Annotated in this window: 10 protein-coding genes and 1 pseudogene; 4 read left to right on the top strand and 7 right to left on the bottom strand. The window is 36.7% G+C overall.

The window, feature by feature from the left end; genetic code table 11:
* From BBH99_RS08600 to BBH99_RS08570, 7 genes and pseudogenes are all read right to left on the bottom strand, one after another.
* Positions 1-626: pseudogene (locus BBH99_RS08600) on the bottom strand (glycosyltransferase family 4 protein); the annotation flags it as partial.
* A gap of 107 nt (positions 627-733) precedes the next feature.
* Positions 734-3274 carry a YfhO family protein gene (locus tag BBH99_RS08595; RefSeq protein WP_066694656.1) on the bottom strand — a complete coding sequence of 847 codons (2541 nt, stop codon included), beginning with the start codon at positions 3272-3274 and terminating at the stop codon, positions 734-736.
* Between the two features lie 31 nt (positions 3275-3305).
* A complete protein-coding gene (locus BBH99_RS08590) occupies positions 3306-3536 on the bottom strand; it encodes a hypothetical protein (RefSeq protein WP_066694655.1) in 231 nt (76 codons plus the stop codon).
* A 65-nt stretch (positions 3537-3601) separates the two neighbouring features.
* Positions 3602-4651 carry a DUF6263 family protein gene (locus tag BBH99_RS08585; RefSeq protein WP_066694654.1) on the bottom strand — a complete coding sequence of 350 codons (1050 nt, stop codon included), beginning with the start codon at positions 4649-4651 and terminating at the stop codon, positions 3602-3604.
* Between the two features lie 32 nt (positions 4652-4683).
* On the bottom strand, positions 4684-5427 hold the full coding sequence (gene rlmB, locus BBH99_RS08580; protein ID WP_066694653.1) for a 23S rRNA (guanosine(2251)-2'-O)-methyltransferase RlmB: 744 nt from the start codon (positions 5425-5427) through the stop codon (positions 4684-4686).
* A 104-nt stretch (positions 5428-5531) separates the two neighbouring features.
* Positions 5532-6002, bottom strand: coding sequence for a DinB family protein (locus BBH99_RS08575; RefSeq protein ID WP_066694648.1), 471 nt, complete (start codon positions 6000-6002; stop codon positions 5532-5534).
* Positions 6003-6325: 323 nt separating this feature from the next.
* Positions 6326-7666: a peptide-N-glycosidase F-related protein gene (locus tag BBH99_RS08570; RefSeq protein WP_066694643.1), complete on the bottom strand. Its 1341-nt coding sequence runs from the start codon at positions 7664-7666 to the stop codon at positions 6326-6328.
* A gap of 239 nt (positions 7667-7905) precedes the next feature.
* On the opposite strand from BBH99_RS08570, the gene BBH99_RS08565 reads away from it, so the two are divergent.
* From BBH99_RS08565 to BBH99_RS08550, 4 genes are all read left to right on the top strand, one after another.
* Entirely contained in the window at positions 7906-9207 is a 1302-nt protein-coding gene (locus BBH99_RS08565) for a hypothetical protein (RefSeq protein ID WP_066694642.1), read from the top strand.
* A 268-nt stretch (positions 9208-9475) separates the two neighbouring features.
* The gene (locus BBH99_RS08560; RefSeq protein WP_066694641.1) at positions 9476-10480 is read left to right on the top strand and encodes an AAA family ATPase; all 1005 of its coding nucleotides are present in this window, start codon (positions 9476-9478) and stop codon (positions 10478-10480) included.
* Entirely contained in the window at positions 10480-10935 is a 456-nt protein-coding gene (locus tag BBH99_RS08555) for a GNAT family N-acetyltransferase (protein WP_066694639.1), read from the top strand. The genes BBH99_RS08560 and BBH99_RS08555 overlap by 1 nt, the downstream gene beginning before the upstream one ends.
* Positions 10936-11058: 123 nt before the next feature.
* Positions 11059-11922, top strand: coding sequence for a DUF58 domain-containing protein (locus BBH99_RS08550; RefSeq protein ID WP_066694638.1), 864 nt, complete (start codon positions 11059-11061; stop codon positions 11920-11922).
* The last annotated feature ends 3 nt before the right edge of the window (positions 11923-11925 follow it).

Raw genomic sequence — 11925 nt, 5'->3', positions numbered from 1 at the left:
GCCAGAGTAATATCTGCTGTTTTGAATACAGCGCTTTCCAATTGGCGATGCTTTTTGTCTGAACTCTTGGTAAGTTTCAGGTGTTTGTAATAAGAAATCTCTGTCCATGGATCACGGAAATCTGCAATCCATTTTAAATTCGGTAATTTATCTTTTAAGCCTAATCCAATCAGATGAAGAGAGTGGGGTGGCCCGGAAGTTACAATGGTATCAATCTTATTGTCCTGTAAATATTTTTCCAGAAATTGAACAGATGGTTTTACCCAGAAAACTCTGGCATCAGGAATGAAAAAATTACCTCTTACCCATATCGAAAGCCTGGATTTCCAGCTTTGATTTTTACCAACATCAAATTGGCCTGCTTTAAATTTTTTATTGCTTTTATTAAGCTTTTCAGCCAGCTGATAAGGTTCCCAGATTTTTGTTCTTACGATTTCAATGTTTTCAGGAACGTCCTTCATCAAAGTCTCATCCATCAATGGATAGCTTGGGTTTTCCGGAGTGTAGATTACCGGTTTCCAGCCAAAATCCGGCAGATATTTAGCGAACTTCAGCCATCTTTGAACACCAGGACCTCCCGCAGGAGGCCAGTAATAGGTGATTATCAATATTTTCTTTTGTTCCATTTTTTATATGAATGGTCTTTTATTCATTTGTCATTCTGAACGAAGCGAAGCGTAGTGAAGAATCTCATTCTATCTCTTCATGCAGTGACAGAAGCACAATGTTTAAATTAGGCAGTTGGTTCAACAAAAGTTTCTTTTTTCTTGTTTTTATTCATCCAGAAAACTCCAAAAGCAGCCAGTGCTATAAATAGTCCGAAGCTTAATAGAGAAATCCATTTTCCTTTTTCAATTACTTCCGGCTCAAATACCATTCTTATGTGGTGATTTCCTGCAGGAACGTGTACTGCACGAAGTAAATAATCTGCTTTAATATACGGAACTTCTTTTTCATCTACGAGAACTTTCCATCCGTGAGGGTAATATACTTCAGAGAAAACGGCCAATTGAGGAGTCTTAGATTGAGATTTAAACTCTAACTCGTTAGGCTGGTACGAAGTTAAATTGATGAATGCTGTAGAATCTGCCTGAACAGGTTTATTACTGAAATAAGCCTTATCAGAAGAAGCAATAACCGCTGTTTTTTTACTGTCAATTTCCCCGATAGATTTAATTTCTTCGTTAGGAGTATCCACAAACTTAAGGTCGCTTACGAACCATGCATTTCCGTTAGCTTTAGGATTCGGAACTACCTGAGGCTGATCCGGACCTCCAAAAACCATATATTTTGCATTCAGTAAGTTTAATATTCTTGGTGTTTTTACAGTGTCGGTATTGGAGATATACTCGTTCAGTACATCATCATATCTTCTCAGTTTGACAGCGTGGTATCCCCCAATAGATGCTTTAAAATAAGAGGTATTGGTTTCGCTGGTAACTCCCAGGGTTTGGTTGTAAATTCTGTAATGTGCTTTATCCTTATCAGCAATTGTTTCTAAGGCTTTATTGACGTTTACAGTAGATAAAATAGACTCAAGGTTCGGATTTCCCTGCACTTTTTCTGCTAATAAATCTGAACTTTCTGTCTGGAAAGGGTTCTCTGCAAAGATCTTGTCTACATAGTTTTCATCATTTAAATAACGTTTGTTGACAGTCCACAGATCAAATAAACTTACCAAACCAATTACTAATAAAGCAATATTAGGATTAAGTTTTTTCTTTAAGCTGAAGAATAGGGCAGCGGCAGCAATCGCTACATAGATAAATGCCTTGATAGCGTCTGCTTTGAAGAGTTTGTATCTTTCATCTACTAAATAATCCAATAGGAAAGGTGGGAAGTAAGTCTTTTCCCCGGCAGTAGAAAACCCAAGTAATGATTTACCGAAGATCAAAAGAATTAATAGTAGCCCTAATGTTCCGCCACTTACGTACATCAGGATTTTCTGTTTGTATTCCTCAGTCAGTTTTTCATCCGTGAAGAATCTGTATAGTCCTAAAATAGCAATTAAAGGGAATAATAACTCTACTACCACAAGGATAGAAGATGGTGCTCTGAATTTATTGTAAAACGGCACATAATCTATAAAGAAATCAGATAGCGGCATAAAGTTGCTTCCCCAAGCCAGCAAGATGGTCAGAATAGAAGCCCCTAAAATCCAGTAACGGTATTTTTTCCATGCAAAGAAGAATCCTAACAGAGCTAGGAAACATACGATAGCTCCCTGATAAGCAGGTCCTGAAGTTCCCGGTTGGTCACCCCAGTAGGTCATTCCGCTGAAACCTTTTGAAATCCTGTCCATTTCAGCCTGTGAACCTACATTTTCCTGAACAAGCTCCTGTACCTTATTCATCATTTCCTTAGCTTCCGGTTCCTGGCTTCCGCCACCCATTAGCCTTGGAATGAAAAGGTTTAACGTTTCCAGCTGCCCGTAGCTCCACATCAGCATACTTTCCTTATCCATCCCGGATTTTCCTGAAGTATGGCTGTCATTGGTTAAAATCTGTTTTCCACGAACAGTTTCCTTTACATATTCAGAATTGGCCATAATTCTTTGGGAATTCATTCCAACTCCAATAATACAAGAAGCTGCAATGATTCCTGAAGAGATCAGGAAATGTTTCATTGGCGTCTTTTTCTGGATCGCTCTGATTAATTCGGAAAGGAATAAGAATCCTAGGGCCAGAAACAGGTAATAGGTCATCTGTGGATGATTGGCTGCAATCTGTAGTCCCATAAACAGTGTAGTAACAATGAATCCCCAGATATATTGTTTTCTGATGTAAACCAGTAAAATTCCGGCTAAAAGCGGAGCAAAATATTCAATAGTATTTACTTTTCCATTGTGTCCCGCGGCAATAATAATATAGAAATAAGTGGAAAGACCGAAGAAAGTAGCGCCCAGTAAGGCGTATTTCCAGTTTCTCACCACTACCATTCCCAAAAGGAAAAAACCTGCAAAAAGCAGGAAGAGATAATTGACCGGTCTTGGCAGGAAATTCAGGTTGCTGTCGATTTTTTTGATGATATCGCCTTTAAACTGGCTACCCATCTGATAAGTAGGCATTCCCCCGAACATGGAGTCACTCCAATACGTTTCATTCCCTGTGTTCGCTCTATAGTCTAAAAGTTCCTTTGCTCCTCCTCTGTACTGCACAATATCATGCTGAAAAAGCTGTTTTCCTGAAAATACAGGAGTGGAATATAAAAATGCTAAAACTATAAATACTACTAACGAAACTGCAATATAAATTAAGTTTTTATTTTTTGCCATGCTGGTTATTATCTTTTATTTCTTGGATTTTTTACCTTTTGTCATTACTCTCTTTCACCTCTTCATAGTCTACGGTTTCTGCATCCCATTTAAGGTTTTGTTTGTTATTCTTATTCGAGTTGTGGATGTCTTCTCTTGAATTATTTTGTTGTTGGTTATTAAACCTGTAGCTGTAGAATGTCTTAAAGAAAATTCTCTTCAGAATATTCCAGACAAAGAAAATAATAATGGCGGACAGTACTAACTCAAGAATGTACTTCATAATAAATTGATTTAAGGTTTAAAGAGCAAGAATCAAAGTTTGATCCTTACCCTTTTAAGCTTTAATTATTTTGCAGAAGGATTTACCATTACAGAAGAATTGGAAACGCTCTTCATAGATTGAGACTGTTTTCCGTCTGAAATAGTTTCTACCTGCGTTGTTTTTACATTGATATTCTGGTTGATGATCCATCCAGTATTCTCATCAAACTTAATGGTTCCGTTCTGGGCAAGCTCACTGCTCATGCTGTGGGTGATAGGTCCCTGAGCTTTCTTTTCAGTTTTCTTCGGAATACCTCCGGTTACAGCAATTTCAGCAATTCCGTTTCCTAGGCTTTTTAAAACATAGTTTGAAGTTACTTTAATGGTTCCGTTTGGATCTGCATTTTCAGATGTGCTCCATTTTTCACCTACTTTCACCCCTTTTTTAGGAATGATAGAAAGATTTTTATTGAACTGATCTTTCAATACTTTCTCATTAAAAGACTCTTTAAGGCTTGCTACAACGCTTGCTCTTTCATTGGCATCCTTAATTAATGGAGTAAGAGTTGTTGAAACTTTAGTATAAACAGCATCAAAACCTGTAATGGAAATCACATTCCCCTTTGTATCCATCTTCATATCAAGTTTGTTGCTGGTAAGCGCTTTGTTGATATTCCAGATCATTTTAAGATCATCCTCTTTCGGAAGAGCTTGTTTAGTGTCTACTACAACTGTTTTACCCTGTGCAGACTGGGAACTTCTCTTAGAAACAAGGTTAAGCGTCATTTCGTAAACGTTTCCTTTGATATCGTTTACTGTGAAGTTCATTTCATCCGTAGATTCTGCTGTTGCAGTGATGGATTTCCCTTGTGGGTCCGTCATTGTTTTTACATCTCTCTGGTAAGTTGTCAGCGGGTAAGTTTTCCCTTTTTCAAGTTTGAACGTTTGAGTAACGATTCCGGCAGAGTCTCTGATAGCAGGATTTTCTGCCACCTTTGCTACAGAGTCAGCAGGAACTTCTACGGTTACAGTTTTTCCTGTTTTAGGATCTACTTTCGTGATTTTTGCTGTTTCTTTTTTACAAGATACAAAAGCTATAGATGATAATAGCGCTATTGCTGCTATGTTTTTCATTTTCTAATTTTTTTAAGTGTTGTGTTATCGAATTAATTTATTTTCAGACTCTTCTGTCTCACCGCTTCATAAAGGATGGCTCCACATGCTACGGAAACATTCAGAGATTGAGTTTTTCCTTCAATAGGAAGTTTTATTTTTTCATCAGAATGGTGCAGTACTTCTTTAGAAATTCCTGTTTCCTCATTTCCCATAACGATAGCGCATGGTTCTGTGAAATCTACATCATAGATTAGTTTTTGAGCTTTTTCAGATGCTGAAAATACGGTAATACCGCTCTGCTGAAGGAAATCTACTGCATGAGCAAGATTGTTTTCCTTACAGATTTTAATATTATAAATAGCTCCTGCAGAAGTTTTGATTGCATCAGAATTGATGGGTGCAGCTCCCTTTTCAGGAATAATTACAGCATCTATCCCTACACATTCTGCTGTTCTGCAGATGGCTCCAAAGTTTCTTACATCTGTAAGTCTGTCCAGAATCAAAAGGAATGGTGTTTTACCTTCTTCAAATAATTGTGGAACAAGATCCTCCACTTTATGAAACGGAACATCCGAAATAAAAGCTACCACACCCTGGTGGTTTTTTCTTGTAAAACGGTTCAGTTTTTCAACCGGAACATAATTGGGACGGATTTTATTTTTCGCTAAAATCGCTTTCAGTTCAGCATAAATAGGACCCTGAAGTGCATTCTGCACAAAGATCTTGTCAATCGTTTTTCCCGCTTCAATTGCTTCAATCACGGGACGCAGCCCGAAAATAAAATCGTCTTTCATTGATTTGTATAAAATTTTATGTTTAAGGGTATCGGGGTTCGGGATTGGAAGGTTCGTGGTTGTGATGACTACAAACTTCCTGCCTCCTTTCTTCCAGCTTCCTTCTAATATTTTTCTCCTAAAATTGCTCTTTTCTGTGCCATTACATATCCATAATGCAGGCTTTCATGCATATTGTTAAAGATGATGGCATCCTGGATGCTTTTCAGATCCATCCCGAAACTTGTGGTGTAAGGAGTGTAGTCTGAAAAGAAATCACTGTCATAATCTTTCATTAAAATCTTAGAGGTTTCTGTAAGTAAAAACTCCAGATCTTCCACCTCGGATTTTTGAACGTTTAAGTTCGGTAATGTTCCTTTTTTGTAGGTTTCAACCCAGTATTTATCAATACGGAAAGGATTTCCGCTTAAATAATAATGTAAAAGCTGCTGGGTAGCAACGGTATGGGCAATATTCCAGTAAATATTGTTGTTGAAGCCATCAGGAATCAGCAGAAGGTCCTCATGAGATGTGTTTTGCAGAATATCTAAAAGGTTTCTTCTTACTTGTCTGTGTGCTTGAAAATGATAATTCATTTTGCAAAAATTTTAATCACCAAAAATAGTTTAATAAACTGAAAATGACAATTTTTTGGGGAAAGGATTAAAGTAAAAGTTCCATAATGCCAAAAAAATGCATTATTTATTATTTTCTTTTTAAAAGGAAATTTGATAGGATCATAATGGGTTTTAGAAAATTTAACTTTTCCTTTTTAGATATTTATCAAATTTTATGATGCTAAAAACCCTCCGATAATTTTTATTAAAGGAGGGCTTTTTATTATTTTATTAACTGTTTTTTATGAATTATTTCATCTTTTTCTTAAGCAAACCTGTTTTTCTGTTCTTATTGAGAATGGTTATTTTTTAATGATTTTATGTTTAAAAGCAGTTCCATCCTTTAAAACAATATTTAAAAAATAGACTCCGGCACTGTATGTAGAAAGGTTGATCCTGTTTTCTCTGTAAACTTCAGTCAATTTTCGCCCATCCATGCTGAAAAGCGTCATAGATGCAACATCTTCTTTTGATCTTATATTAACAAAATCTGTGGTAGGATTGGGGTAGATATTTACATCTATTGTTTTTACATCCTTTACATTTAAAGAAGCATTGCTTTTGCCTTGCATGTAAACTGATAAATAGACTTCTCCCTGCTTTCCATTAAAAACAGCAGTAGGAATGGTATGCTTTAAAGTATGATTTCCAGCAGTAAGGTTGGCCATAGTAAATCCACGAATGGGAACTGCGTTACCTGGACACCAGTTGTTCCACGAAGTCCAGTCCTGAGATGACATAGGTGTGGTTCCATAGATTCCGTTGCCTTGTGTATTGTATACTCTGTAAGGTTCACATGAAATTCCTCCAGGCGTATAGGTTAACATCTGAACATCATCTATATAAGTATAATTTTGTCTTCTTATATATTCTTCACCACCAGTATTGGCTCCGTGAGGGGTAGAGATTACAACAAAATTAGCATTGGTGACTGCATTCGGAAGATTGAATGTAACCAGTCTTACTGTCTCTCCAATAACATCTGTGTTGCCGTCATAGTTATTGAGTTTATTATAGCTTAGTATAGGGACTAACGTATTGTAATCTATAGGAGTTGCCCCTACATCTGTAGAGAAAAAGGTAAGATTTCCTGAGAAAACATCAATCCTGCCTGTACAGCCTGCAACTTGGGCTTGTGCAGCATAAGGTACTCCGAAAACATCAAGTTCCATATACATATCATAAGCATTTCGCATTTCGGTATTATGAAATACACTGTACAAATTGCTGATATCGTAAGTGTAGGGAACTTCTATAGGTGAACGGTTCTTATTCATGAAAGGAGTGATGTATCGGGCAGCTTCAATTCTTTTAACATTAGGATCATTCGTGGTATAGGTAGGCTGGTTTTTAGGAACTAAAGCAAGGAATACCTCACCCAAACGATCATAATTGTCACATAAAGCTCCAATAGTTACCCTCATGGCAATTTTTGCTTTAAAAGAATCCATTTCTGTGTCTGTAAGCTTTCTCGCATATCTGGTATTTCCCAATCTGATTAAGCCGGGAGGAACCGGAGTAGCCACAGGATTAGCATAGCCGTCATAATATACAGCATCTGAAATCAGATTTGTAACAGTAGTCGTCTGTGATTTAAAGAGACCTGTAAGGAATAGACTTGCAAAAAATAGTCTTTTATACATATCGTTGATATTTAATGTAAATATATTAAAATATGTATTAAAAATAATGATTATTTGTTAGTGTTTTTAAGTTAACGATTGTTTTGTTGCTGAATGTTTAAATATTTTAATTGAATAGTGCGATCTATACTGAAAGTATTCATCTTAATTATGATATATGGTTGAATAATTTTTTTTATTACAATAATCAATATTTTATTGTTAAATTAGCATTGTATTCAATGGTAATATTATTAATAATGAAAAGAATTTTACTTTTAGCCTTGTTCTTTGTAGTGTTTGTAGTTAATGCTCAGATCAATATCAATATAGGAAGTGGAAGTGTAGGATCTGCACCTGTGAGCAGTTTTTTTTCTTACTCTTATGTTCAGCAAATCTTTCCTAAACAGGAAGTAAATGCCAATGCTGCAGGAAATATAACAGGTTTAACTTTTTATCTTGATCCTTCTGCAACTATTAATGATTCCTCTAATTGGACTGTTTATCTTGGTCATACCCCGAAAGTATCCTTTGCATCGAATACAGACTGGGTTCCTGCTGCTCAACTGACTCAAGTATTTTCGGGTACAGTTAATAAAAATGGTAACAAGGTTGAAGTGGTATTTACCACTCCATTCGCATATAATAATACAGATAATTTAGTTATTGCTGCCAAAGAAAATTCGCCAAGTATTGATATCAATAATTTTGATGAGGTTTTTCGTGTTTATCCTTACTTACAGAACTCCACTCTTGTTTATAAAGGAGATCGTAATGTTGTTGATCCGGCCTCTCCACCGGGAGGGATAAGAGTAGATTATAAATCAGCAGTAACTATTTCAGGTTTAACAGCTAATCTTGCTCCAGGTTGTCCTTTGGGGATTTCTCCTGCCAATAATGCGCAATTCATTCCTTTGTCACCTAACATTAGCTGGCAATCTGTGATGGGGGCAACTTCTTATAGGATATCTTTAGGAACAACTCCTGGCGGAACAGATGTTATCAATCATCAAACTGTAAATGGAGCAGGGTATAATCTTTCTCCATCTATTGTTCTTAATAACGATACCAATTATTATTTAAAAGTAACTGCTGTTTCTGCTAGCGGAGAGTCTGCTGGCTGTACAGAATATACCTTTAAAACAATTCCTCCTGTACCTGTAAACGATGCATGTTCCGGAGCTTTGCAGGTTTCTGCATTTCCTTATGCTTATACACAGGCTGATGGAATGTCTTCCACTAATAACAGCGGATTTATTTTAGCATGTGCTAATGATGGAATGAACGATGGTTTGTGGTTCAGATTTACGGGAGATGGCAGTCAGTATACCATTAAGGTTGCTCCCGGAGCAGCTTCTTTTGATCCTAAAATAGGAGTCTATAGCGGAAATTGTAATAGTTTGGTTTGTGTAGGTACACAAGATAATGGTGGCGGAGGTTCTGCTGAAACAATGACCATTACAACAACTGCAGGAACAGAATATTACATCAATGTAGGATCTTATGAAGATTCAGTAGATATGCCGGAAGGTGCATTTACAATAAATATTACCAAGCTGTAATTTCCCAGTTTTTACTTTAGAAAAAATTTAAATTAATAAAAAGTGTTGTGATAATTAATTATTTGTCACAACACTTTTTTTATAATGAACTGAGTGATAACATAAAAGGTTGTATGTATGATATAATTATTGCAATAGAATACATTCTGAATTCAAAAAGATTTGTTAAACCCGGAATTTTTAACAAACTTTAACTCAAATATGGCATTCATTATGTTGATTAATGCAAGTATTTATCAGAAATTTACCACTTATTTTAAATCAAGCTATGTCAGATACATATCAAGCCGAGGATATCCGTCAGTTGACGGAAAAAGTAAAAGAAAAAAACTACTTATTTTCTCTTCTGAGACAGGAAATCAACAAGGTGATTATTGGGCAGGAATACATGGTAGACCGTCTGTTAGTCGGGCTTTTAGGAAATGGTCACGTTCTTCTTGAAGGAGTTCCGGGATTAGCAAAAACCCTAGCCATCAAAACCCTGGCAGATGCTGTTCATGGTGAGTTCTCAAGAATTCAGTTTACACCGGATTTGCTTCCTGCAGATGTTGTGGGAACCATGATTTTCAATATCAAAGACAATGATTTTTCTATAAAAAAAGGCCCGGTATTCGCAAATTTTGTTCTTGCGGATGAGATTAACCGTGCTCCTGCAAAAGTACAGTCTGCCCTGTTAGAAGTGATGCAGGAAAAGCAGGTAACCATTGGTGACGAAACCATGAAGCTTCCAAAACCATTTTTGGTGCTGGCTACTCAGAACCCGATCGACCAGGAAGGAACTTATCTGTTGCCGGAAGCGCAGAGCGACCGTTTCATGCTGAAGTGTACCATTGATTATCCTGCTTTTGAAGATGAAAGACAGGTTATGAGAATGGTTTCAACTTCTCACCAGCCAACGGTAAAACCAGTCATCTCTCTTCAGGATATTGTGGATGCAAAAGAGCTGATTAACCAGATCTATTTAGACGAAAAAATAGAAAAATATATCCTAGATATGGTTTTTGCAACCCGTTATCCGGAAAACTATGGCTTGTCTGAACTTAAAAATTATATCAGTTTTGGAGCTTCTCCAAGAGCATCTATCAACCTTGCAATTGCTTCAAGAGCTTATGCATTCTTAAAAGGAAGAGCTTTTGTAATTCCTGAAGATGTAAAAGCATTGGCTAAAGATGTACTGAGACACAGAATGGGCTTAACCTTTGAAGCTGAAGCCGAAGAAATCTCAACAGAAGAAATCATTAACAGAATTTTAGCAAAAATCCAGGCGCCGTAATGAGTGATGTTATAATCAGAAGAGCAGTTCAGGAGGATTGTTTTTCCATGTTGGAATTAATTAAGGAACTGGCAGAATACGAAAAAGCACTACACGAAGTAACAGTAACCCTGGATGAGTTTACCGAAGATGGCTTTGGGAAATCTCCGGTTTGGGGCGCTTTCGTTGCAGAGTTGAACGGCGAAATTGTAGGCATTTCCTTATATTATGACCGATATTCAACCTGGAAGGGAAGAAGGCTGTATCTTGAAGATCTGGTAGTAACAGAAAAAATGAGAGGAAAGCAGATTGGAAAACTTCTGTTTGATGCTACAGTAGAATATGGAAAATCCAATGCCTACAGCGGAATGGTTTTCCAGGTACTAAACTGGAATGAGCCAGCCATCAATTTTTATAAAAAATACAGTCCAAAGTTTGATGACGAATGGTTGAATGTATCCATTGAGTTTAAGTAGGAATTAGAAGACGGGAATTAGAGGTTATAATCATATATGTAAAACATTTACTGAAACTCCCGAAACTCGAATCCCGAAAAACCTTAAACCCAAAACTTTCAACTTTAAACATAAAAACCCTCTATGCAGATAAAAGATATTGTAAAAAAAGTAAAGCAGATAGAAATCCGTACCAGAAAAAAGACGGAGGCTGCTTTAATGGGGCAATATCACAGCGCCTTTAAAGGGCAGGGGATGACTTTTTCAGAAGTCCGCCCGTACCAGTTTGGTGATGAGATCAGAAGAATCGACTGGAATAAGACCGCTCGTTTCCGCGAACCATTTGTAAAGGTTATGGAAGAAGAAAGGGAGCTAACGATGATGCTTGTGGTAGATATTTCCGCTTCAATGGATTATGGAACAAAAACCCAGCTGAAAAGAGAGTATGTGGCAGAAATAGCCGCCAGCCTTGGATTTTCAGCAGCCGGAAATAATGATAAAGTAGGATTGATCCTGTTTGCAGATAAAGTATATAAGGTAATTCCACCCCAAAAAGGAAGAAAACATATCCTATCTATCATCAGTAACATCCTTACTGCAGATTATGTTCCGGCAGAATCTAAAATAGATAAAGCACTGGAATATATGATGGGAATATTTAAAAGAAAATCTTTAGTATTCCTCTTCTCAGACTTTCAGGATGAATATGATTCTAAAATGCTGAGAGTGGCCTCAAAGAAACATCAGCTGCTTGGAATGAGGATCTATGATGAAAAAGACAATGAAATTCCTGATGTAGGATACACATTGCTGTATGATGCTGAAACAGGAAAAGAAATATGGGCCAACACTTCCAGTGCAAGATGGAGATATACCTTTGCGGAAGCTCAAAAGCAGAAATTAAGAGCTTTGGAGGAAGATTTTGCCAACAGTTCGGCCAGTTTTATGAATGTAAATACCGGTTCGGATTATTCAAAATTGTTGTATAATTATTTTCAGAAAAAATAACGA

This window comes from Chryseobacterium contaminans (assembly GCF_001684955.1).
In the GTDB taxonomy this organism is placed as follows: domain Bacteria; phylum Bacteroidota; class Bacteroidia; order Flavobacteriales; family Weeksellaceae; genus Chryseobacterium; species Chryseobacterium contaminans.
The sequence above is the reverse complement of the archived record's forward strand: the minus strand, read 5'-3'. Positions and strand labels throughout refer to the sequence as shown.

Excerpts from the sequence above, each read along its gene's own strand:
- rlmB (WP_066694653.1), bottom strand. The coding sequence starts at position 5,427 with ATGAAAGACGATTTTATTTTCGGGCTGCGTCCCGTGATTGAAGCAATT.
- BBH99_RS08590 (WP_066694655.1), bottom strand. The coding sequence starts at position 3,536 with ATGAAGTACATTCTTGAGTTAGTACTGTCCGCCATTATTATTTTCTTT.
- BBH99_RS08550 (WP_066694638.1), top strand. The coding sequence starts at position 11,059 with ATGCAGATAAAAGATATTGTAAAAAAAGTAAAGCAGATAGAAATCCGT.
- BBH99_RS08595 (WP_066694656.1), bottom strand. The coding sequence starts at position 3,274 with ATGGCAAAAAATAAAAACTTAATTTATATTGCAGTTTCGTTAGTAGTA.
- BBH99_RS08565 (WP_066694642.1), top strand. The coding sequence starts at position 7,906 with ATGAAAAGAATTTTACTTTTAGCCTTGTTCTTTGTAGTGTTTGTAGTT.
- BBH99_RS08560 (WP_066694641.1), top strand. The coding sequence starts at position 9,476 with ATGTCAGATACATATCAAGCCGAGGATATCCGTCAGTTGACGGAAAAA.
- BBH99_RS08585 (WP_066694654.1), bottom strand. The coding sequence starts at position 4,651 with ATGAAAAACATAGCAGCAATAGCGCTATTATCATCTATAGCTTTTGTA.
- BBH99_RS08575 (WP_066694648.1), bottom strand. The coding sequence starts at position 6,002 with ATGAATTATCATTTTCAAGCACACAGACAAGTAAGAAGAAACCTTTTA.
- BBH99_RS08570 (WP_066694643.1), bottom strand. The coding sequence starts at position 7,666 with ATGTATAAAAGACTATTTTTTGCAAGTCTATTCCTTACAGGTCTCTTT.
- BBH99_RS08555 (WP_066694639.1), top strand. The coding sequence starts at position 10,480 with ATGAGTGATGTTATAATCAGAAGAGCAGTTCAGGAGGATTGTTTTTCC.